This window comes from Serratia sp. 2723, assembly GCF_050434425.1.
Classification (GTDB): Bacteria; Pseudomonadota; Gammaproteobacteria; order Enterobacterales; family Enterobacteriaceae; genus Chania.
In genome coordinates, this window is record NZ_JBNDIN010000001.1 from 523,754 (window position 1) to 545,010 (window position 21,257).

Genomic DNA, 21,257 nt, shown 5'->3' on the forward strand with positions numbered 1-21,257 from the left:
ATGAGCGGTAAAGCTAAGCGTTTAATGGTGATGGCAGGCGGTACCGGCGGACACGTGTTTCCGGGGCTGGCGGTCGCGCATCATCTGATGGCGCAGGGCTGGCAGGTTCGCTGGCTCGGCACCGCAGACCGAATGGAAGCCGATCTGGTGCCAAAGCACGGGATCGAGATTGATTTTATCCGCATTTCCGGGTTGCGTGGCAAAGGGCTTAAGGCGCAGTTGACCGCACCGGTGCGTATCTGGCAGGCGGTGCGTCAGGCTAAAGCGATTATGCGCAGCTATCAGCCGGACGTGGTGCTGGGGATGGGCGGTTACGTTTCTGGCCCTGGCGGTTTGGCTGCCTGGCAGTGTGGTATCCCGGTGGTGCTGCATGAGCAGAATGGCATTGCGGGCCTGACCAACCGCTGGCTCTCAAGGATCGCCAAGAAAGTGTTACAGGCGTTTCCAGGGGCGTTCCCGAATGCGGACGTCGTGGGTAACCCAGTGCGTACCGATGTGTTGGCGCTGCCGCTGCCTGCCGAGCGTCTGAACGGGCGTGAAGGGCCAATCCGCGTGCTGATTATCGGCGGTAGCCAAGGTGCGCGCGTGCTGAATCAGACAGTTCCTGAAGTCGCCGCGCTGCTGGGCGATAGAATAGCCCTCTGGCATCAGGTAGGTAAGGGCGCATTGCCAACGGTACTGCAGGACTACCAGAGGGTAGGGCAGACCGGGCACAAGGTGACCGAGTTTATTGATGACATGGCAGAGGCTTACGCCTGGGCTGATGTAGTGGTGTGTCGTTCTGGCGCTCTGACCGTCAGCGAAGTGGCGGCGGCGGGATTGCCAGCCATTTTTGTGCCGTTCCAGCACAAAGATCGTCAGCAATACTGGAACGCGCGTCCTCTGGAAGAGGCCGGTGCGGCCAAAATTATCGAACAGCCGCAGTTTACTGCCGATGTCGTGGCAGAACTGCTGGCAAGCTGGGATCGCCCAACGCTGTTGAAGATGGCCGAAAAGGCCCGCGCGGTGGCGATCCCGGATGCAACAGAACGCGTGGCGGCAGAAATTATTCGTGCAGCCCTGTAAGGCCGTAGGGGTTATCCCTGTTGAGCTAAATCGAACCTGATAGATAGAGAAGTGATGAATACACAACAATTGGCGAAACTACGTACTTTCGTGCCCGAGATGCGACGCGTCCGGCACATTCACTTTGTTGGCATCGGTGGTGCCGGCATGGGTGGTATCGCCGAGGTGTTGGCCAACGAGGGTTATCAGATCAGCGGTTCCGACCTGGCGCCGAACCCGGTCACCCAGCAGTTGAGCGAGCTTGGGGCAACGATTTACTTCCATCACCGCCCGGAAAACGTACTGGATGCCAGCGTGGTAGTGGTTTCGACCGCCATCCCGGCAGACAACCCGGAGATCGTCGCAGCCCGCGAGGCGCGCATTCCGGTGATCCAGCGGGCAGAAATGCTGGCCGAACTGATGCGCTATCGTCATGGCATTGCCATCGCCGGTACGCACGGCAAAACCACCACCACGGCGATGGTGTCCAGCATTTACGCCGAAGCCGGTCTTGACCCAACGTTTGTTAACGGCGGGCTGGTGAAGGCGGCGGGTACCCACGCACGTTTGGGTTCTAGCCGTTACCTGATTGCGGAAGCGGATGAGAGCGACGCGTCGTTCCTGCATCTGCAACCGATGGTGGCGATTGTCACCAACATTGAAGCCGACCATATGGATACCTACCATGGCGACTTCGAGAATTTGAAGCAGACGTTTATCACCTTCCTGCATAACCTGCCGTTTTATGGCCGTGCGGTGATGTGTATCGACGATCCGGTCGTGCGTGAGTTGTTGCCGCGCGTGGGTCGCCATATCACCACCTACGGCTTTAGCGAGGATGCGGATGTGCGCATCGAGAGCTACAGCCAGATTGGGCCGCAGGGGCACTTTACCCTGAGCCGTCAGGATAAGCCGTTGATGACGGTGACCCTGAATGCACCGGGTCGCCATAACGCCTTGAACGCGGCGGCGGCGGTTGCCGTGGCGACGGAAGAAGGCATTGCCGACGAAGCCATTCTGCGTGCGCTGGCCGGTTTCCAGGGCACGGGGCGTCGCTTCGATTTCCTGGGCGAGTTCCCGCTGGCGGCGGTGAACGAAAAACAGGGTAGCGCCATGTTGGTGGACGATTATGGCCACCACCCAACGGAAGTGGATGCCACCATCAAGGCGGCGCGTGCCGGTTGGCCAACCAAGCGGGTGGTGATGATCTTCCAGCCGCACCGTTATACCCGTACTCGCGATCTGTATGACGATTTCGCCAACGTGTTGTCGCAGGTTGACGTGTTGCTGATGCTGGATGTCTATCCGGCGGGTGAGGCTCCGATCCCTGGCGCTGATAGCCGTAGCCTGTGCCGTACCATTCGCAATCGCGGCAAACTGGATCCGATCCTGGTGTCCGATGCGGATACCGTGCCAACGCTGCTGGCGCAGCTGTTGCAAGGGGACGACCTGGTGCTGGTGCAAGGGGCCGGTAATGTCGGTAAAATCGCGCGCCGACTGGCTGAACTGAAACTGCAACCACAGACCAAAGAGGAGGATCATCATGGCTGATAAAGTCGCCGTATTGCTGGGTGGTACCTCCGCAGAACGTGAAGTTTCACTGCAATCTGGCGCGGCCGTGCTGGCCGGGTTGCGAGAAGCGGGCATTGATGCCCATGGTATCGACACCCGTGACTTCCCTGTCACCGAGCTGAAAGCGCAGGGGTTCACCAAAGTGTTCATCGCGCTGCACGGGCGGGGCGGAGAAGATGGTACATTGCAAGGTCTGCTGGAGTTTCTGCAGTTGCCTTATACCGGCAGCGGCGTGATGGCCTCGGCGCTGACCATGGATAAATGGCGCAGCAAAATGGTGTGGCAGTCGATGGGGTTGCCGGTGGCACCTTACGTGGCGCTGAACCGCCGCCAGTATCTGGGCGACGATCGGCAAAGCCAGCTGGTTGCCATTGAGGCTCTGGGATTGCCGCTGATTGTGAAGCCAAGCCGCGAAGGTTCCAGCGTTGGCATGAGCAAAGTGACCGAACGCGCAGCCCTGGAAGGGGCGCTGGAAGAAGCTTTCCGTCATGATGAGGATGTGCTGGTCGAAAAATGGCTCAGCGGCCCTGAATACACCGTGGCGATCCTGGGTGACAAGGTGCTGCCTTCCATCCGTATTCAGCCCGCCGGCGTGTTTTACGATTACCAGGCCAAATATATTTCCGACGATACGCAGTATTTTTGCCCGAGCGGCCTGGATGCCCAGCAGGAAGCCGCTATGGCTGCGCTGGCACTGCGGGCTTACCGTGGGCTGGATTGCAGCGGTTGGGGGCGTGTTGATGTCATGCAAGACAGCGATGGCAGCTTCTACCTGCTGGAGGCGAACACCTCACCGGGCATGACCAGCCACAGTCTGGTCCCGATGGCGGCCCGGCAGTCCGGATTAACTTTCTCGCAGCTGGTTGCGGGAATTCTGGCGTTGGCTGACTGAGATGTCGCAAGCGGCTTTGAATGCACGCGATCGTGAGGCGGATAGCGGCCCACGCCGCAGCAATGGCACCCAGTTGGCAGGGGTGATTTTCCTGCTGATGGTGTTGGGCACCATCCTGTGGTGTGGCTGGGTGGTGGTGGGTTGGATGCAAGATGCCAGCCGTCTGCCGCTCTCAAGGCTGGTATTGACCGGTGAACGCCATTTCACCACTAACGACGATGTTCGCCAGGCGATCTTGGCGTTGGGAGCACCAGGCACCTTTATGACGCAGGATGTGGACATCATCCAGCAGCAGATCGAACGTCTGCCGTGGGTCAAGCAGGCCAGCGTACGTAAACAGTGGCCGGATGAGCTGAAAATCCACCTGGTGGAGTATGTCCCGGTGGCGCATTGGAACGATTTGCACGTGGTTGATGCCGAGGGTAAATCGTTCAGCATTCCGGCGCAGCGTTTGGGTAATCAGAAATTACCGTTGCTCTATGGTCCGGAAGGCAGCGAACAGGATGTTCTGGAAGGTTACCGCGCGATGAACGGCGTGCTGGCAGCCAGCAAGTATCAGCTAAAGATGGCGTCCATGACGGCCCGCCATTCGTGGCAGTTGGCTTTGGATAACGATGTTCGGCTGGAACTGGGACGTGACGATCGCATGGGCCGCTTGCAACGCTTCATCGGGCTTTACCCGGTGCTGTTGCAGCAGGCGCAGGCGGAAAACAAGCGCGTCAGCTATGTCGATTTACGCTATGACTCCGGTGCCTCGGTCGGCTGGGCTCCGGCGTTTATCGACCCGCAGGCAGCCGCAGGCGATCGGCCAAACAGTAATCAGCAACAGAATCAGGCACAGGCAAAACAACAATGATCAAGTCGACGGACAGAAAACTGGTAGTTGGACTGGAGATCGGTACTGCAAAAGTCTCCGCATTGGTAGGGGAAGTTTTGCCCGATGGCATGGTCAACATTATCGGGGTGGGCAGTTGCCCGTCTCGCGGTATGGACAAGGGTGGCGTTAACGATCTGGAGTCGGTAGTCAAGTGCGTACAGCGCGCTATCGATCAGGCCGAACTGATGGCGGATTGTCAGATTTCTTCGGTTTATCTGGCCTTGTCGGGTAAGCATATCAGCTGTCAGAACGAGATCGGGATGGTGCCGATCTCCGAAGAGGAAGTGACGCAGGAAGACGTGGAGAACGTGGTGCATACCGCCAAGTCGGTACGTGTCCGTGATGAACACCGGATCCTGCACGTCATTCCTCAGGAATACGCCATCGATTATCAGGAAGGCATCAAAAACCCGGTTGGGTTATCCGGCGTGCGTATGCAGGCCAAGGTGCATCTGATCACCTGCCATAACGATATGGCCAAGAACATTGTCAAAGCAGTGGAACGTTGTGGTCTGAAAGTGGACCAACTGATTTTCGCCGGTCTGGCCGCCAGCTATGCGGTGCTGACCGAAGATGAGCGCGAGCTCGGCGTCTGTGTGGTAGATATCGGCGGGGGCACCATGGATATGGCGGTGTATACCGGCGGTGCTCTGCGCCACACCAAAGTGATCCCTTACGCCGGGAACGTGGTCACCAGCGATATCGCCTACGCCTTCGGCACGCCGCCGACCGACGCGGAAGCGATTAAAGTTCGACACGGTTGTGCACTTGGGTCGATTGTTAGCAAGGATGAAAGTGTTGAGGTTCCTAGCGTGGGGGGAAGGCCTCCTCGGAGTCTGCAAAGACAGACATTGGCTGAAGTGATTGAGCCGCGCTACACCGAACTGTTGAATCTGGTTAACGATGAAATATTGCAATTGCAGGAGCAACTGCGTCAGCAAGGGGTGAAGCATCATCTGGCAGCGGGTATTGTGCTGACCGGCGGTGCCGCCCAGATTGATGGCCTGGCAGCCTGTGCGCAACGGGTATTCCATACCCAGGTACGCATCGGCCAACCCTTGAACATCACGGGGCTGACGGATTACGCGCAAGAGCCTTACTATTCTACAGCGGTGGGGCTACTGCACTATGGAAAAGAGTCTCACCTGAGCGGTGAGGCAGAAGTAGAAAAACGCGCCTCGGTGGGCAATTGGTTTAAACGCATCAATAGCTGGCTGAGAAAAGAGTTTTAATGTTTAGACAAAGAGATCATGCGTCAGTAATTTTATGATCTCGCAGCGACAGGCACAAAACGGAGAGAAACTATGTTTGAACCAATGGAACTAACCAATGACGCGGTGATTAAAGTCATCGGCGTCGGCGGTGGCGGTGGCAACGCCGTTGAACACATGGTGCGCGAGCGCATCGAAGGTGTTGAATTCTTCGCCGTTAATACAGACGCTCAGGCGCTGCGTAAAACGGCAGTTGGCCAAACCATCCAGATTGGTAGCGGTATTACCAAAGGTCTGGGTGCAGGCGCGAACCCGGAAGTGGGTCGTAATTCAGCGGAAGAAGACCGTGAAGCCCTGCGTGCCGCTCTGGAAGGTGCAGACATGGTCTTCATCGCGGCCGGCATGGGTGGTGGTACCGGTACCGGTGCTGCACCAGTGGTGGCAGAAGTAGCAAAAGACCTGGGTATTCTGACCGTGGCCGTGGTGACCAAGCCTTTCAACTTTGAAGGCAAGAAGCGCATGGCGTTCGCTGAGCAGGGTATCGCAGAACTGTCCAAGCACGTGGACTCGCTGATCACCATCCCGAACGACAAGTTGCTGAAAGTTCTGGGCCGTGGCATCTCTCTGCTGGACGCGTTCGGTGCGGCCAACGACGTGTTGAAAGGCGCGGTGCAGGGTATTGCCGAACTGATCACCCGTCCAGGTCTGATGAACGTCGACTTTGCTGACGTGCGCACCGTGATGTCCGAAATGGGCTATGCGATGATGGGTTCTGGTGTCGCCTGTGGCGAAGACCGTGCCGAAGAAGCGGCGGAAATGGCGATCTCCAGCCCACTGCTGGAAGATATCGACCTGTCCGGCGCCCGTGGCGTGCTGGTCAACATCACCGCTGGCTTCGACCTGCGTCTGGATGAGTTCGAAACCGTGGGTAACACCATCCGTGCTTTCGCTTCCGACAATGCGACCGTGGTAATCGGTACCTCGCTGGATCCGGAAATGAACGACGAACTGCGCGTGACCGTAGTCGCGACCGGTATCGGTATGGACAAACGTCCTGAAATCACCCTGGTAACCAATAAACAGGCCAGCCAGCCAGTGATGGATCACCGCTATCAGCAGCATGGTATGTCACCGCTGCAGCAGGAAGTGAAACCTGCCGCCAAGGTGGTGAACGATCAGAGCGCGCAACCAAACAAAGAGCCTGATTATCTGGATATCCCGGCCTTCCTGCGTAAGCAGGCAGACTAGGAATAAGCTGATAATTTGGAATCTCCGCTCTTTGTGCTAAACTGTCCCGCCGGCCTTGCTGTATGCTGGGCTGGTTGGATTGATAACATTGCGAGATAAAACGATGATCAAACAAAGGACATTAAAACGTATTGTTCAGGCGACTGGTGTCGGTTTACATACCGGCAAGAAAGTCACGCTGACAATGCGCCCAGCGTCGGCTAATACCGGGGTCATCTATCGTCGCACTGACTTGAATCCACCGGTTGATTTCCCGGCTGATGCAAAATCCGTGCGTGATACCATGCTCTGTACTTGCCTGGTGAATGAGTCAGACGTGCGTATTTCCACCGTTGAGCATCTCAATGCTGCGTTGGCGGGCTTGGGTATCGACAACATCATTATTGAAGTTGACGCTGCCGAAATCCCGATCATGGACGGTAGTGCCAGCCCGTTTGTCTATCTGTTGCTGGATGCCGGCATTGAAGAGCTGAACTCGGCGAAGAAATTCCTGCGTCTGAAAGACACGGTACGCGTTGAAGATGGCGACAAGTGGGCAGAGCTGTCCCCGCATAACGGGTTCCGCCTGGACTTCACCATCGACTTCAACCACCCGGCGATTGATGCCAGTACCCAACGCTATCGTCTGGATTTTTCAGCCGATTCGTTCGTACGCCAAATCAGCCGTGCGCGTACCTTCGGTTTCATGCGTGATATCGAGTATCTGCAGTCCCGTGGCCTGGCCCTGGGCGGCAGCTTCGATTGCGCAATTGTGGTGGATGACTATCGTGTCCTCAACGAAGACGGCCTGCGCTTCGAAGACGAATTCGTACGCCACAAAATGCTGGATGCCATCGGCGATCTGTTCATGTGCGGCCATAACATCATTGGCGCGTTCACCGCGTACAAATCAGGCCATGCGCTGAACAACAAGCTGCTGCAAGCCGTGCTGGCGAAACAGGAAGCTTGGGAATTCGTGACATTCCAGGATGAGGCCGAAATGCCGTTGGCATTCAAGGCTCCGTCAACCGTACTGGCCTAAGCTGCCAAGACGTCAATTACTTATCACGACCGGTCGCGTTGGCTCTCTCTCCTGCCAACGAGGCCAGTCGTTCCAATATCTTGCGCAATTTTTCTGGGCTCTGCGCCGCCAATCCCCGTAATGCATCCGCACTTTCCAGGCTCAAATGACGCATAGGTACCTCTGCTTGCTGGCCATTTTCCGTGCTTTTGCCGTGGTTTTGTACCTGGCTGCTGCCTTTTGCCATCAACGAAGGATTAATCCTGATGTCGATTGACGACAAAGATGGTAGAATTTGCGCTCGTAGTGCGGATAGCAGGCTGGGTTGTTCATAGCGTAAGCGCATCATCCAACTGGCATTGGCGGTTTCCAGCACTAAAATACCCTGTCTGAAGTTGGCGACACGGCACCAAGGGTGCAGCTGAGCGGGCAATAACCCCTTCACGGCACGATTGAGTTTCAGTAGCGCAGTGGCGCGTTGCTGAACGTTATGCAGCGGTCCTTTCTCTGTTGCAGACGCGTCGTCAAACAGGATATCTAATAATTGTGGACGGCTATCGCGCATAATGGGCTCCGGCGGATAATAAACACGTGATCGGTATTCTAAATCGTTGGCGACAATTTGGCAGACGTTATTTCTGGCCTCATCTCCTGTTGGGGATGGTCGCGGCTACGCTTGGCGTACCGCAAAATCTGTCCGGCACCGTCGATCAAAGCGCATTACCGAGCACCTCGTCCAGTCTTAATCGGCAAAACACTGTCAGTCACGCCTTTAACAGTCTGGCGTTACTGCAAGAAGTGCATCGTCGCCCAACGTTTAACGTTGATTACTGGCACCAGCATGCGCTTCGAACCGTCATTCGTCACCTCTCTTTTGCTCTGGCACCTCAGGCCGTCTATGCCCGGGTGCAGGAAGCGGAGGCCGTTGCGGTTGAACCCCCATTACAGGTGGCTCAGCTTGCCCTGCTCTCCACGCTCAATGCGCTACTGACGCTCGAGCCAAAACCACCGACTATCATTCGTGATACCCATCACCCCATCGTACCTTCTTTGGCGCAGCATCAGGCCGGGCTGTGGCTCGCTCAGGTGCGAGGTATTCGCGCCGGGCCTGTAGCCTTCGGCTAATCTTCGCCCCCTGGGGCAGCAAAAAACAAACAACACAACAGCTTGTTGACGGCCATTATGGTGTCGTCGCGTAAGAGATATATAGAATCATGTTAATCAAACTATTGACCAAAGTTTTTGGTAGCAGCAACGATCGTACCCTGCGCCGTATGCGCAAAGCGGTTGAGATGATCAACCGTATGGAACCAGACATGGAAAAACTGTCTGATAGCGAATTGCAGGCCAAGACGGATGAATTCCGTGCGCGTCTGAAAAAGGGCGAAGTGCTGGAAAGCCTGATCCCGGAAGCTTTCGCCGTAGTGCGTGAGGCCAGTAAGCGCGTCTTCGGCATGCGTCACTTCGACGTGCAGCTGCTGGGCGGGATGGTGCTCAACGACCGCTGTATCGCCGAGATGCGTACCGGTGAAGGTAAAACCCTGACCGCAACCTTGCCTGCCTATCTGAACGCCCTGAGTGGCCGTGGCGTGCACGTGGTTACCGTCAACGACTATCTGGCCCAGCGTGATGCCGAAAACAACCGTCCGCTGTTCGAGTTCCTGGGGTTGAGCGTGGGTATCAACCTGCCTGGTATGCCTGCTCCGGCCAAGCGTGAAGCCTATGCCGCAGATATTACTTACGGTACCAACAACGAATACGGTTTTGACTACCTGCGTGACAACATGGCGTTCAGCCCAGAAGAGCGCGTGCAGCGTAAACTACACTATGCGCTGGTGGATGAGGTTGACTCCATCCTGATCGACGAAGCGCGTACGCCGCTGATCATCTCTGGCCCGGCCGAAGACAGCTCAGAGATGTACAAGCGGGTTAACACGCTGATCCCACAGCTGATCCGTCAGGAAAAAGAAGACTCCGACACCTTCCAGGGTGAAGGGCACTTCTCGGTCGATGAAAAAGCGCGCCAGGTTCATCTGACCGAACGTGGCCTGATCATGATCGAAGAGATGCTGATGGAAGCGGGCATCATGGATGAGGGCGAATCGCTGTATTCACCCACCAACATCATGCTGATGCACCACGTCACCGCCGCGCTGCGTGCCCACGTGCTGTTCACCCGTGACGTTGACTATATCGTCAAAGACGGCGAAGTCATTATCGTTGACGAACACACCGGCCGTACCATGCAGGGCCGCCGCTGGTCCGATGGTCTGCACCAAGCGGTAGAAGCCAAAGAAGGCGTAGAGATCCAGAACGAAAACCAGACGCTGGCTTCGATCACCTTCCAGAACTACTTCCGTCTGTACGAGAAGCTGGCCGGTATGACCGGTACGGCGGACACCGAAGCCTTCGAATTCAGCTCCATCTACAAGCTGGATACCATCGTGGTGCCGACCAACCGCCCAATGATCCGTAAAGATATGCCGGATCTGGTCTACATGACCGAAAAAGAGAAGATCGCGGCGATCATCGAAGATATCCGTGAGCGTACTTCCAACGGCCAACCGGTACTGGTGGGGACCATCTCGATCGAGAAGTCCGAAGTGGTTTCCCGTGAACTGACCAAGGCAGGCATCGAACATAAAGTTCTGAACGCCAAATTCCACGCCATGGAAGCCGATATCGTGGCCAACGCAGGCCAGACTGGCGCGGTAACCATCGCGACCAACATGGCAGGCCGTGGTACCGATATCGTATTGGGGGGTAGCTGGCAGAGCGAACTCTCCCATCTGGAAGAGCCGACTGAAGAGCAGATTGCCGAGATTAAAGCGGCCTGGAAAATTCGTCACGACGCTGTGCTGGCCGCCGGTGGTCTGCATATTATCGGTACCGAACGCCACGAATCACGCCGTATCGACAACCAGCTGCGCGGCCGTTCCGGCCGTCAGGGTGATGCCGGTTCTTCCCGCTTCTACCTGTCAATGGAAGATGCGCTGATGCGTATTTTCGCCTCGGATCGTGTTTCTGGCATGATGCGTAAACTGGGTATGAAGGATGGCGAAGCCATCGAGCACCCGTGGGTCACCAAAGCCATTGCCAATGCGCAACGCAAGGTTGAAAGCCGTAACTTTGATATTCGTAAGCAACTGCTGGAATATGATGACGTGGCCAACGACCAGCGCCGTGCGATCTACAGCCAACGTAACGAATTGCTCGACGTGTCAGACGTGAGCGAAACCATCAACAGCATCCGTGAAGACGTGTTCAAAACCACCATCGACAGCTACATTCCGCCGCAGTCGCTGGAAGAGATGTGGGACGTTCAAGGGCTGGAAGAACGCCTGAAAAACGACTTCGATCTGGATATGCCGATCGCCGAGTGGCTGGATAAAGAACCTCAGCTGCACGAAGAAACGCTGCGTGAGCGCATCATGGCGAAGGCGAAGGAAGATTACCTGCGCAAAGAAGAGGTTGTTGGCGCCGAAATGATGCGCAACTTCGAAAAAGGCGTGATGCTACAGACGCTGGACTCCCTGTGGAAAGAGCACCTGGCGGCGATGGATTACCTGCGTCAGGGTATCCACCTGCGTGGCTATGCGCAAAAAGATCCGAAGCAGGAATACAAGCGTGAATCCTTCAACATGTTTGCCTCCATGCTGGAATCGCTGAAATATGAAGTGATCAGCGTGTTGAGCAAGGTTCAGGTACGCATGCCGGAAGAGGTTGAAGCCCTGGAGCTGCAACGCCGTGAAGAAGCCGAGCGTTTGGCACGCCAGCAACAACTGAGCCACCAGGAAGAAAATGCTCTGGCGGTCACCGATCCGAACGCTCCGGCTGTCGCCGAACGTAAAGTAGGGCGTAACGATCCTTGCCCATGCGGTTCCGGTAAGAAATACAAACAGTGCCACGGCCGCCTGCAAAAGTAAGCCGGGTGCAGTGAACGGTTAACGGTAAGGGCTCAGCATGCTGAGCCCTTTTTTTAAGTAACATCTGGAGGATGCAATGAAGCATCTGAACATCGCCGTAGGGATTATCCGCAACCCACAGCAGGAAATCTTCATCACACGCCGCGCTGCGGATTCGCACATGGCTGGTTTTTGGGAGTTCCCTGGCGGCAAGATTGAGCAGGGCGAAACGCCGGAGCAGGCATTAGGCCGCGAATTGCTGGAGGAAACCGGGATCCACGCCAATCAGGCACGGTTGCTGGAGGTGCTGGAGCACCGTTTCACCGATCGGATCGTGACGCTGAATTTCTATCTGGTAGAGGATTGGAAGGGCGAGCCCTATGGCCGTGAAGGACAGCCGATGCGCTGGGTGAAGCAGGCCGAGCTGCGTGAAGAAGAGTTCCCCGAAGCCAACATCAGTATCATCAAACTGTTGGTGGCGCAGGCCGGTGCCGCGTAATGAGTTTTAGGCCTGGCGCTGCCAGGCCAATAACGCCGTCTTAACGTTCGTCGTCTTCAGACCAGTCTTCGCTTTCATTCAGCTCATTATTGCTGGGAATGCGTTTTTCTTCATCGGCCCATTCACCGAGATCGATCAACTGGCAGCGCTTGCAGCAGAACGGGCGATGCGGGCTGACTTCCCCCCAAACCACGCCTTTGCCACAGGTTGGGCATTTTACTACGGTCATATTCATTCCTTTCTCCCTCATACCCGTCGCCTTTCAAGCTGCAGCGTTGTTACCTGCACTCACTCACCCCAGTCACTTACAAAAGTAAGCTCCTGGGGATGAGTGAGCTTGGTGCCTAGCTGCAACTTGAAATTCTTAGGGTATAAAAGGTTAATTTCATATGCTAGCAACAGGCCAGCTCAAAGGTAAGACGCTCCGGTACCGTGCCGTTTTCGCTGTCTAGCGGCAGGAAACGGATGGCATAGCGCGTCTTGTGGCCGGAAATCTGCGGGTAAAGCTGGTAAGCCAGATTGATACGCAAGCGTAACAGATCTGCCCCTTCGGCGTTATCCTGGAAGAAGCCGTTGAGGCTGATCTGATTGCGAAACGGCCCGGCCTGGCGCACCAGATCCAACACGATGGTCAGCGCCTGATTCAAGGGCTCGAGGGTTTGCAACCACTCTGCCACGTCGGCATCACGCTCATGTTGTGCCACGTGCATCCACATATGCAGCGTAGGCAAATCAAAGCTGCAGCAGCCGCCAGGGATGCTCAGACGTTGACGAACCAGGCTAATCAGCCGATCTTCACGCAGTGCCTGACCCATACGCGGGGCAGACATCAGCGCAGAGGCACAGCCTTTCAACTGGCTGCGTAGCTGATTGATCACCGAGATATCGACACCGGGTAATTCTGCCCACTGCAATAATTTCTGCTGCTGGCGTTCCAGCTCTTTGAGCAGTTCGGTGCGCACTTCGCCACGTTCCAATACGTCCAGCAGGTCTGCGACGGTTCGGAAAAAGGTCAGGGCGATAGCCGTTTCGCTCAGTGCTCTTTGGCCATGCAGTTGCTGTAATAAAAATTCTATCCGCAACCAGGTGCGCATTTTTTCATTTAACGGGTGTTCAAAGAGAACGGTTGGAGAAGCGTCACTCATTCGGTGTGATCCTGTCGGGTCGCTGAGGTTGCCAGCTCAAGATAGTGTTGATGCAATGCGGCGACATGGGATCCAATTCCCTGTGCACTACCGCTATTGTCAATTATGTCATCCGCCACGGCCAGGCGTTGTTCGCGCGTGGCCTGTGCAGACAGAATATTCAGCGCCTGCTGACGGCTGATGCCGTCGCGGGCCATGGTTCTGGCTAATTGTGTTTCGCTGTCGACATCCACCACTAAAACGCGGTCGGCACGATCCTGCAGGCCGTTTTCTACCAGCAAGGGGACTACCCATAGTACGTAACAACTCTGGGCGTTGGCTAGTTGGCGTTGCGTTTCCCGCTGGATCTGCGGGTGCAGCAACTGGTTTAGCCAGCGTTTTTCGTCGGGATCGCTGAAGATCCGCTGACGCAAAGCCGCACGGTTGAGGGATCCATCCGCCAGCAACATTTCATTACCAAAATGTGCCGTAATGGCGTCCAATGCCGGGGTTCCAGGCTCAACAACCTGGCGAGCAATGATATCCGCATCCACAATGGCCACGCCAAAACGTGCAAAGGCGTTGGCGACGGTGGACTTACCGCTGCCGATACCGCCGGTTAATGCCACTAGGTAGGCCATGGTCGAAGGGGATCCTGATATTCACCAAAAATAATAACCGAATCATAAAGCGATTGCGCAGAAGTGCAAGCGGGCGCGTGTGACTTGCCCTGCGTTCGCTGTTTTTGGTGGGATAATTGGAGCAGTGGCATCGGGAAAATGAGGCGGCAATCACATTGGGGTGTAGCAGGTAAATTTGTGGGATTGTACCGTAAATAAAGGCGAAATCGCAGTCTTGCCGAGTGATTATAAGTGCGTATGATAACACCACTGGAACTGGCAATAACAATACCCGTCGCCTTTCAAGCTGTAGCTTGAAATTCATAGGGTAGTGGTTCGAAATCCCTTTGCGATCCGTCGCCAAAAACCAGGAAATCATCAGTCATGCGTATTGAAGAAGATTTGAAGTTAGGCTTTAAAGATGTGTTGATCCGCCCAAAGCGTTCCACGCTGAAAAGCCGCTCGGAAGTTGAACTGGAACGCCAGTTTACCTTCAAACATTCAGGTTACAACTGGTCCGGTGTGCCGATTATTGCTGCCAATATGGACACGGTTGGCACCTTCCGCATGGCCGAGGCCCTGGCAACCTTCGACGTTCTCACCGCCGTTCATAAACATTACACCGTTGAGCAATGGGCCGAGTTTGTGCAGCGCTCGTCTGGATCCGTGTTGCGTCATGTGATGGTGTCTACCGGCACTTCTGAAGCCGACTTCGTCAAGATGAAGCAGATCCTGGCACTCTCCCCGGCGTTGAAATTTATCTGTATCGACGTGGCCAACGGCTATTCCGAACACTTTGTTGCCTTCCTGAAAAAAGCCCGTGAAGCTTGCCCGAGCCATGTGATCTGCGCGGGTAACGTGGTTACTGGTGAAATGGTGGAAGAGCTGGTGCTTTCCGGTGCCGACATCGTCAAGGTCGGGATTGGTCCAGGTTCGGTCTGTACCACCCGTGTGAAAACCGGCGTGGGCTATCCGCAGCTTTCCGCGGTGATCGAATGTGCCGATGCCGCACACGGCCTGGGTGGGCAGATTGTCAGCGATGGCGGTTGTTCTGTACCGGGTGATGTAGCGAAAGCCTTCGGCGGTGGCGCAGACTTTGTCATGCTGGGCGGGATGTTGGCCGGGCACGACGAATGTGAAGGCACCGTGGTGGAAGAGAACGGTGAGAAATTCATGCTGTTCTACGGTATGAGCTCAGAGTCTGCCATGAAACGCCATGTGGGTGGGGTAGCTGGCTACCGTGCAGCGGAAGGCAAAACCGTCAAGCTGCCGCTGCGTGGTGAGGTCGAGTTTACCGTGCGCGATATCCTCGGTGGTCTGCGTTCTGCCTGTACTTATGTTGGTGCAGAGCGTCTGAAAGAGCTGACCAAACGCACCACCTTTATCCGCGTGGCGGAGCAGGAAAACCGCGTTTTCGGCAGCAAGTAATTGCCTGACCTTGTACGGGCACAGCATGTGCCCGTATCACACAGAGTGAAAATAGAGAGCATTATCCCAGCACGTTTCCCAACTGGAATATCGGCAAATACATCGCGATAACCAACGTCCCCACAATCCCGCCAACCACTATCATCAGCAACGGCTCCAGCGTTTGCGCCAGCGTATCGGCGAGTTCATAGGTTTGTTGTTCGTGCCAGACTGCCAGCTTGTCCAACAGAATATCCAACGTGCCGGACTCTTCTCCTACCCGCACTAATTGCTGGCACAAAGAAGGAAACAGCGGCTGTTGAGCTAACGCACTGTGGAAGGGATACCCTTGGGAGAGTTGCTGCTCGATCGCCGTCAGCGCCTGACAATAAAATACGATGTTCACCGATAACTTTGCCGCGCCTAGCCCTGCTACCAGCGTCAATCCGGCCTGCTGTGTCATGGCCAGAATACGGAATATCTGGCTCAGGCAATTGCCCTTGACCAACGAGGCAATCAACGGGATACGTAGCAGCATTGCTTGCTCACGTTGTTGCCAATCTGCTAACGGATGCAACCTGCGCCAATAAAATCCTGCCAGCCCAGCCACTGTGAGCAATAGATAAGGCCCGGTAGCGATCAATGCGCCGGACAGTGCCAGCAGCCCTTGAGTAAACCAGGGCAACGGGGCGTCGAATGATTGATAAATCTTGGCAAACTCTGGCAGCACCATCACCAACATCAAAATGGTGACTGAAATGGCCACCAGGCAGATAAACAACGGGTAGCGCAGTGCCTTCAGCACCTTTTTCTGTAGCCTTTGCTGGGCTTCTTGTTGCTGTGCCAACTGTAGGCAGCAGCGATCCAGATTGCCCGTCAATTCACCGATGGCGATCAGTTGGCGGTAGATTAGGGGGAATATGCGATGTTGTTCTGCAATCACCTCGGAAAAGGGTTGCCCCATCGCCACGCTATTGCTGATTTCCAGCAACAGACAGCGCCAGGCTGCCGACTGATGCTCCTGACCCAGCAGTTGTAGGCTGTTGACCAGTGGTAACCCGGCTTGCAACAGGGTTGCCAACTGGCGGGTGAATTGGATCATCGGCTCGCCACGCCATTGACGTGCGGAGACCCGTTTCCCCGCCCCCAGTTGGTAAGGCTGCAATCCTTGCCCCAGCAAATGCTGATAGACCTGGTTTTTCTCTTCTGCCAACAGCTCGCCACGGCGAATTCCACCTTGGCTGTCGATGGCTTGCCAAGCAAACAGACGGCGAGTTTTCATGGCGTGCTCTCACCCTGTGCTGTCACCCCGACCACGCGGTACAGTTCCTCCAGCGAGGTTGTCCCTTGGGCGACTAGCCCCAGGCCCGCTTGCAGCAGCGTTGTTTGACCCTGCTGCTGTGCGATATCGGCCAACTGGCTCACCGAGGCATTTTGCATCAGGGCATTTTGGATCTCGGGTGTGATCTTCAGCAGCTCGTAGACGCCGATCCGGCCGTAATAACCGCCAAAGCAATGCTCACAGCCGGCCGCACGCCACGGGATCAGGGGTTCCGGCCAAATGGTGGCCGGGAAGTGCAGGATCTCAACTTGTGGATAGCGGCAATGGGGGCACAAACGCCGCACTAGGCGTTGGGCGATCACCAGTTTCAGGCAGGCCGCCAGCAGGTAACCGGGGATGCCCATTTGGGTCAGGCGGGTCAGCGTTTCGCAGGTGGAATTGGTGTGCAGGGTCGACAGCACCAAATGCCCGGTTTGTGCCGCCTTGACGGCAATTTCTGCCGTTTCTTTATCGCGGATCTCGCCGATCATGATGACATCCGGATCCTGGCGTAGCAGGGCCCGTAACACGCGAGCGAAGTCCAGATCGGTTTTGCTGTTGATCTGCGTCTGGTTAATACCGAACACCGGGATCTCGATGGGATCTTCAACGCTGCACAGGTTGCTCTGCACATCGTTCAACTGGCGTAACCCGCTGTACAGCGTCACGGTTTTACCACTGCCAGTCGGGCCGGTAACCAGGATCATGCCTTGCGGGTTGGAGAGGGCATTGGCATACCATCCAAGCGCTTCCTGGCTCATACCAAGCTGTTCGAGTGGCAGCTCCTGACGATCGGTTTGCAGGATCCTCAGTACCACCTTTTCGCCATGCAGCGTGGGTAAGGTGGAGATCCGCATTGAGAAACGGGCATTGTCCAGCTGCACGTTGAGTTGGCCGTCCTGTGGCAGGCGGCGCTCCGCGATATCCAGTTGCCCCATGATCTTCAGCCTGGCGGTGATCCTGGCCGCTAGCGAGAAGGGCGGAGAGGCGATCGCCTGCAGCACGCCGTCAATTCTGAGTCTGACGCGAAATCTCTGCTGATAAGGCTCAAAATGCACGTCAGAGGCACGCCGCTGGATAGCGCTACGCAGCGTTTGATTAATAAATTGCACCACCGGTGTGTCGCCGTCGTCGTTAAGTGAAGGGGGCAGCTCCTCGGTATTTTCTGGCGGTGGAACCAGGATGAGGGATTGCCGCTGGTTTTGCGCCTGTTCCAGCCGCGCAGCGGGCCATTGCTCAATCCCAACGCTTTTGCCGGTGGCGAAACGCAGAGCGCTTACTAGTGCCGCAGGGATTTCACCATGCAGGGCGATAGTCAACCGCTGCTGGTCTTCGCTGAGTGCCAGTGCCTGATAGCGTTGGCACAGCGCGTGGATTTCATCGCTGATTTCCATGCGTGCTCCTTACTGTGTGGCATCATCAAAACGGAAAACCTCCAGGCAGGTCTCCTGCAGGTTGGTGTTGCTACTGCTGCATTGGCGTGTCCAGCGCATCGGGCCGGTGGCGTCTATCGTGGGAGTCAGTGTCACCGTCAGGCCCTGCAGGCTCTGTGCGCCGGCCAGGGTGATGGTTCCCCCGGTGACCTGGATACTGCTGACGTAACGAGCTGTTGCTCCCGCAGGGATCCCTTTGCTGCCGGCATCGCAGCCTGACGGGCCACCGCCTTCCAGTGCGCACAGTTCAACCGCCATTTTGTACGGCACCATGGCCTGCAACATATCGGTCATGGCCGCTTTCTGGATATAGCGCTGATAGGCGGGAATGCCAATGGCGCTGAGAATGGCAACGATGGCAATCACCACCATTAATTCGATCAGGGTAAAACCGCGTTGTGTTTCCATCTGTTGTTTCCTCCATAGTCATCGGGAGGTAACGTTAAAATGGCCAACAGCGGGTGGCGAGGGCGGAATGTGGATTATGCGTGGCTGTTCCACCGCAATACGTCCGTGTTACGCGGCGTTGAAAAACAATGCGTAGTGCTTCACAACCGGGAGGAGATGATGCCTTTTTGATTATACCCCATCGGCTAGGGCCGTTGACTGAGTTGGGGGACGTCCATTTTTTCTCTAAAATTTCCCACTCATGGAATGTGATTATTCTTATTGAATAAGAATGATCCCGTATTTGGCTTTTTTTAACCAATACGATAACTCTTGGGGTTGGTTCTGATTTTATGGGTAATCGCCCTTGTTTTTATAAGAATAATCCTTCATTAATAATTCCGTAATATAATTCTTATATAATGTTTATCAATAAAAATACCATTGATCTGTTTTAGAGATCACGGTATCTTTGCCCTCGCCGTAACAGAGAAGTTAATAAATATCATATATTCTGCGCTTTAATAAAGGCATGGGTTATCGTGCCTTTATATTGAGCGTAGATTTGTTCTATCATTGATGATAGACATAACTAGGGCTATTTATTTCACTTTTATATAAGGATGATGTTGTGAAAAAATTAAACGTTTCTGAAGCTAGCACAATCGTTGGCGGCACCTGCAAAACCTGTAGCGTTGAGTATGTAAACCTTACCCCATCTACTTGTAATGCCGTTACCACTTGTGTAGACAAAGATGGCAAGGTTGTTAGCGTTGACAGCGCGCCAGTTTCTTTGGCCAACTGTGCTCTGAAGCCATAATGTAAACGTTGGTTTCCTGTATAACAGGAACTGATGCCAGTGCTGGTGCGGTAGGGTTTATCGCATCAGCCTGTTTGATTCTCGTGCATTTTTAATGGACTGGGATGTGACTGCTGCAAGGATTATTGCCAGCCTGCCTGACTAAAACGAATAATATCCCTCCGTTATTAAGTGCTAATCGATTTACCCTTATACATTAAGGTTTGTGATTATTCACACGAAACCTTGAAAGATTTTGGGTATATGTAATTTAGGACGTAGCGCTCATGTTCAAGAAGCCCTTTTATCTTTTCTCCTATACCCTTTTGGTTATTATTATATCTTCGCTGATCACCACGGCTTATTTTCATAATTTTGTGCTGAATCAGAATGCCGGTCCTGAACAACAGACCCTGACTATGGTCAGCGAGAGCGACGTTAAAACCAGCCCGATAAACACGGATAATACGATTGTCGAGATCTTCTCTTACGGCTGCCACTATTGCGCCTTGAACGAAGAGAATGTTGCCAAGATGGAAGCGCGGATGCCAGCCGGGACTCAACTGGTTCGTGTGCATATCGCCAACCAAAACAATGATGGCCTGGCGAGCTTTGCCCCGTTGTTTGCCACCCTGACGGTGATGGGCATTGAACCACAGCACCGTGAGAGCGCTTATGACGCCATTATCAAAGACAAAATAGATCTGAGTAACCCGGTCAATCGCGATAAATGGTTAACGAAAAACGGTATCGATCTTGCTGCCTATAACAAAGCCAGCCAGACACCGCAGGTGGCGGAGCTACTGGGCTATATGACCAAAATATCCGGGCATTACCAACTCAAGGCGACCCCAACGTTTATCGTCAACAAAAAGTGGATGGCCGTGCAGGATCGCGATTTCCCTGAGTTTGCCGATCATCTGCTGTCACTGTTACAGCACGACAAACCGCTGGAGCAATAATGCGTTTATTTGCCGTGTGGGTGTATCTGGCGTGGAGAGAGGCGCTCACAACCCTGGCACGCGGTTCGTTGTCCTTGCGCAGAGCATACGGCAAGACGGTTTGTTGGCTGCTGCGCCACGGCAACTACCGTTGGTTCCTTGGGCTGGCGGCGCTGAGCCGCTGGCTGCGATTAAATGACCGGGGCGATCGTCGGCGTGCCTTTGTGGCCGAGGCGAATAAGCAATCCCTACTCGGGGCCGACTACCAAGGGAATTTTGCCCGCACCAGTCAGCGCCGCCGTTTACTGGAGCTGGCCGCAACCTATGGTCAGAGCCCTCAGGTCGCAGCCCAACTGGCTCGCTGCCAGGCAGAGCTTAATGCGGTCGTCGAGCCTTTGCATCAGGCAGGACACCCAGTGGTGCTGGCTCCGCTGCATATGCTTTCTGATGTGCTGGCCGGTATGGTCGGTGCCGGGGTATTTCCGGGACAGGCAACGGCGATTGTCTCCGTGAGCGTGGAGGTGTATCACGCCAGGGCGCGGGAATTAGGGGGCGTTAACCTGTCCTATTGCTCGATCCATGATGATAACCGGGAAATTGCTGGCAATCTGATGGGCGCGATTATGGAAGCGGCCGATCATCAACGCAATATCATGATTTTCCCGGATATCTCGCCGGATTACACCGTCAATACCAATACGGCGCAAACGGCAAAGCTCAGTTGCCGTCTGTTTGATCGCCCGGCTAATCTGCACAGCGGCGTGATCCGCATTGCCCGAGCGCTGTCGGCGCAGGTGGTGTTTTATTACCTGTATTACGACAAAGAGATAAAAATCCACATTGAGCCGCCAATGCCGGCGCGCAGTGTGAAAGCCAGGCTACCGGAAATTGTTGAGAGTTCGATCGTCCGGCACCCCGAGGACTGGCTGTTATGGCACGCACATTCGTTATTTTTTATCAATGAATAAACCGGAAAT

At 55.1% G+C, this 21,257-nt stretch carries 21 protein-coding genes; 14 read left to right on the forward strand and 7 right to left on the reverse strand.

The genetic code is table 11. From position 1 onward, the window contains the following. From murG to lpxC, 7 genes are all read left to right on the forward strand, one after another. On the forward strand, positions 1-1,065 hold the full coding sequence (gene murG, locus ABIE29_RS02410; RefSeq protein ID WP_429616658.1) for an undecaprenyldiphospho-muramoylpentapeptide beta-N-acetylglucosaminyltransferase: 1,065 nt from the start codon (positions 1-3) through the stop codon (positions 1,063-1,065). A 54-nt stretch (positions 1,066-1,119) separates the two neighbouring features. Further along, positions 1,120-2,595 carry a UDP-N-acetylmuramate--L-alanine ligase gene (gene murC / locus ABIE29_RS02415; protein ID WP_429616659.1) on the forward strand — a complete coding sequence of 492 codons (1,476 nt, stop codon included), beginning with the start codon at positions 1,120-1,122 and terminating at the stop codon, positions 2,593-2,595. Then, positions 2,588-3,508, forward strand: a complete 921-nt coding sequence (locus tag ABIE29_RS02420) for a D-alanine--D-alanine ligase (protein WP_429616660.1) — start codon at positions 2,588-2,590, stop codon at positions 3,506-3,508. The genes murC and ABIE29_RS02420 overlap by 8 nt, the downstream gene beginning before the upstream one ends. 1 nt (position 3,509) lies before the next feature. After that, complete coding sequence (ftsQ, locus tag ABIE29_RS02425; protein ID WP_429616661.1) at positions 3,510-4,364, forward strand: cell division protein FtsQ; 855 nt, start codon at positions 3,510-3,512, stop codon at positions 4,362-4,364. Next, positions 4,361-5,617: a cell division protein FtsA gene (gene ftsA, locus ABIE29_RS02430; RefSeq protein ID WP_004950148.1), complete on the forward strand. Its 1,257-nt coding sequence runs from the start codon at positions 4,361-4,363 to the stop codon at positions 5,615-5,617. Before ftsQ ends, ftsA begins: the two co-directional genes overlap by 4 nt. A gap of 72 nt (positions 5,618-5,689) precedes the next feature. Beyond that, complete coding sequence (ftsZ, locus tag ABIE29_RS02435) at positions 5,690-6,844, forward strand: cell division protein FtsZ (protein ID WP_024483522.1); 1,155 nt, start codon at positions 5,690-5,692, stop codon at positions 6,842-6,844. Positions 6,845-6,947: 103 nt separating this feature from the next. Continuing rightward, positions 6,948-7,865, forward strand: coding sequence for a UDP-3-O-acyl-N-acetylglucosamine deacetylase (gene lpxC / locus ABIE29_RS02440; protein WP_021179330.1), 918 nt, complete (start codon positions 6,948-6,950; stop codon positions 7,863-7,865). 16 nt (positions 7,866-7,881) lie between these two features. Here the strand turns inward: lpxC and ABIE29_RS02445 are convergent, their stop codons facing one another. Continuing rightward, positions 7,882-8,409 (reverse strand): DUF721 domain-containing protein, encoded by a 528-nt coding sequence (locus ABIE29_RS02445; RefSeq protein WP_065687087.1) that lies wholly within the window; start codon positions 8,407-8,409, stop codon positions 7,882-7,884. 26 nt (positions 8,410-8,435) lie between these two features. Here ABIE29_RS02445 and secM point away from each other — a divergent pair, with 26 nt between their 5' ends. The 3 genes from secM (at position 8,436) to mutT (ending at position 12,248) form a co-directional block, all read left to right on the forward strand. Next, positions 8,436-8,969, forward strand: a complete 534-nt coding sequence (secM, locus tag ABIE29_RS02450; protein WP_429616662.1) for a secA translation cis-regulator SecM — start codon at positions 8,436-8,438, stop codon at positions 8,967-8,969. 89 nt (positions 8,970-9,058) lie between these two features. Beyond that, positions 9,059-11,770, forward strand: a complete 2,712-nt coding sequence (secA, locus tag ABIE29_RS02455; protein ID WP_429616663.1) for a preprotein translocase subunit SecA — start codon at positions 9,059-9,061, stop codon at positions 11,768-11,770. A 76-nt stretch (positions 11,771-11,846) separates the two neighbouring features. Then, positions 11,847-12,248, forward strand: coding sequence for an 8-oxo-dGTP diphosphatase MutT (gene mutT / locus ABIE29_RS02460; protein ID WP_429616664.1), 402 nt, complete (start codon positions 11,847-11,849; stop codon positions 12,246-12,248). Between the two features lie 40 nt (positions 12,249-12,288). On the opposite strand, the gene yacG is transcribed toward mutT, so the two are convergent. The 3 genes from yacG to coaE form a co-directional block, all read right to left on the reverse strand. Then, positions 12,289-12,483 carry a DNA gyrase inhibitor YacG gene (yacG, locus tag ABIE29_RS02465; RefSeq protein WP_429616665.1) on the reverse strand — a complete coding sequence of 65 codons (195 nt, stop codon included), beginning with the start codon at positions 12,481-12,483 and terminating at the stop codon, positions 12,289-12,291. A 157-nt stretch (positions 12,484-12,640) separates the two neighbouring features. Then, the gene (gene zapD, locus ABIE29_RS02470) at positions 12,641-13,393 is read right to left on the reverse strand and encodes a cell division protein ZapD (RefSeq protein WP_429616666.1); all 753 of its coding nucleotides are present in this window, start codon (positions 13,391-13,393) and stop codon (positions 12,641-12,643) included. Beyond that, entirely contained in the window at positions 13,390-14,013 is a 624-nt protein-coding gene (gene coaE, locus ABIE29_RS02475) for a dephospho-CoA kinase (RefSeq protein ID WP_429616667.1), read from the reverse strand. Before coaE ends, zapD begins: the two co-directional genes overlap by 4 nt. 363 nt (positions 14,014-14,376) lie before the next feature. Here coaE and ABIE29_RS02480 point away from each other — a divergent pair, with 363 nt between their 5' ends. Then, a complete protein-coding gene (locus ABIE29_RS02480; protein WP_429616668.1) occupies positions 14,377-15,420 on the forward strand; it encodes a GMP reductase in 1,044 nt (347 codons plus the stop codon). A gap of 61 nt (positions 15,421-15,481) precedes the next feature. Here the strand turns inward: ABIE29_RS02480 and hofC are convergent, their stop codons facing one another. From hofC to ppdD, 3 genes are read right to left on the reverse strand one after another with little or no spacing between them, the layout of a single operon-like run. Next, positions 15,482-16,681 (reverse strand): protein transport protein HofC, encoded by a 1,200-nt coding sequence (gene hofC, locus ABIE29_RS02485; RefSeq protein ID WP_429616669.1) that lies wholly within the window; start codon positions 16,679-16,681, stop codon positions 15,482-15,484. Then, a complete protein-coding gene (gene gspE, locus ABIE29_RS02490) occupies positions 16,678-18,114 on the reverse strand; it encodes a type II secretion system protein GspE (protein WP_429616670.1) in 1,437 nt (478 codons plus the stop codon). Before gspE ends, hofC begins: the two co-directional genes overlap by 4 nt. A gap of 9 nt (positions 18,115-18,123) precedes the next feature. Further along, positions 18,124-18,561 carry a prepilin peptidase-dependent pilin gene (gene ppdD, locus ABIE29_RS02495; protein WP_429616671.1) on the reverse strand — a complete coding sequence of 146 codons (438 nt, stop codon included), beginning with the start codon at positions 18,559-18,561 and terminating at the stop codon, positions 18,124-18,126. A 610-nt stretch (positions 18,562-19,171) separates the two neighbouring features. Here ppdD and ABIE29_RS02500 point away from each other — a divergent pair. From ABIE29_RS02500 to ABIE29_RS02510, 3 genes are all read left to right on the forward strand, one after another. Further along, entirely contained in the window at positions 19,172-19,360 is a 189-nt protein-coding gene (locus tag ABIE29_RS02500) for a DUF4762 family protein (RefSeq protein WP_071784939.1), read from the forward strand. A gap of 266 nt (positions 19,361-19,626) precedes the next feature. Next, positions 19,627-20,301 carry a DsbA family protein gene (locus tag ABIE29_RS02505; RefSeq protein WP_429616672.1) on the forward strand — a complete coding sequence of 225 codons (675 nt, stop codon included), beginning with the start codon at positions 19,627-19,629 and terminating at the stop codon, positions 20,299-20,301. Further along, positions 20,301-21,248 carry an ABC transporter gene (locus tag ABIE29_RS02510; protein WP_429616673.1) on the forward strand — a complete coding sequence of 316 codons (948 nt, stop codon included), beginning with the start codon at positions 20,301-20,303 and terminating at the stop codon, positions 21,246-21,248. The genes ABIE29_RS02505 and ABIE29_RS02510 overlap by 1 nt, the downstream gene beginning before the upstream one ends. The last annotated feature ends 9 nt before the right edge of the window (positions 21,249-21,257 follow it).

Excerpts from the sequence above, each read along its gene's own strand:
- murG (WP_429616658.1), top strand. The coding sequence starts at position 1 with ATGAGCGGTAAAGCTAAGCGTTTAATGGTGATGGCAGGCGGTACCGGC.
- murC (WP_429616659.1), top strand. The coding sequence starts at position 1,120 with ATGAATACACAACAATTGGCGAAACTACGTACTTTCGTGCCCGAGATG.
- ABIE29_RS02420 (WP_429616660.1), top strand. The coding sequence starts at position 2,588 with ATGGCTGATAAAGTCGCCGTATTGCTGGGTGGTACCTCCGCAGAACGT.
- ftsQ (WP_429616661.1), top strand. The coding sequence starts at position 3,510 with ATGTCGCAAGCGGCTTTGAATGCACGCGATCGTGAGGCGGATAGCGGC.
- ftsA (WP_004950148.1), top strand. The coding sequence starts at position 4,361 with ATGATCAAGTCGACGGACAGAAAACTGGTAGTTGGACTGGAGATCGGT.
- ftsZ (WP_024483522.1), top strand. The coding sequence starts at position 5,690 with ATGTTTGAACCAATGGAACTAACCAATGACGCGGTGATTAAAGTCATC.
- lpxC (WP_021179330.1), top strand. The coding sequence starts at position 6,948 with ATGATCAAACAAAGGACATTAAAACGTATTGTTCAGGCGACTGGTGTC.
- ABIE29_RS02445 (WP_065687087.1), bottom strand. The coding sequence starts at position 8,409 with ATGCGCGATAGCCGTCCACAATTATTAGATATCCTGTTTGACGACGCG.
- secA (WP_429616663.1), top strand. The coding sequence starts at position 9,059 with ATGTTAATCAAACTATTGACCAAAGTTTTTGGTAGCAGCAACGATCGT.
- mutT (WP_429616664.1), top strand. The coding sequence starts at position 11,847 with ATGAAGCATCTGAACATCGCCGTAGGGATTATCCGCAACCCACAGCAG.
- yacG (WP_429616665.1), bottom strand. The coding sequence starts at position 12,483 with ATGAATATGACCGTAGTAAAATGCCCAACCTGTGGCAAAGGCGTGGTT.
- zapD (WP_429616666.1), bottom strand. The coding sequence starts at position 13,393 with ATGAGTGACGCTTCTCCAACCGTTCTCTTTGAACACCCGTTAAATGAA.
- coaE (WP_429616667.1), bottom strand. The coding sequence starts at position 14,013 with ATGGCCTACCTAGTGGCATTAACCGGCGGTATCGGCAGCGGTAAGTCC.
- ABIE29_RS02480 (WP_429616668.1), top strand. The coding sequence starts at position 14,377 with ATGCGTATTGAAGAAGATTTGAAGTTAGGCTTTAAAGATGTGTTGATC.
- hofC (WP_429616669.1), bottom strand. The coding sequence starts at position 16,681 with ATGAAAACTCGCCGTCTGTTTGCTTGGCAAGCCATCGACAGCCAAGGT.
- gspE (WP_429616670.1), bottom strand. The coding sequence starts at position 18,114 with ATGGAAATCAGCGATGAAATCCACGCGCTGTGCCAACGCTATCAGGCA.
- ppdD (WP_429616671.1), bottom strand. The coding sequence starts at position 18,561 with ATGGAAACACAACGCGGTTTTACCCTGATCGAATTAATGGTGGTGATT.
- ABIE29_RS02505 (WP_429616672.1), top strand. The coding sequence starts at position 19,627 with ATGTTCAAGAAGCCCTTTTATCTTTTCTCCTATACCCTTTTGGTTATT.
- ABIE29_RS02510 (WP_429616673.1), top strand. The coding sequence starts at position 20,301 with ATGCGTTTATTTGCCGTGTGGGTGTATCTGGCGTGGAGAGAGGCGCTC.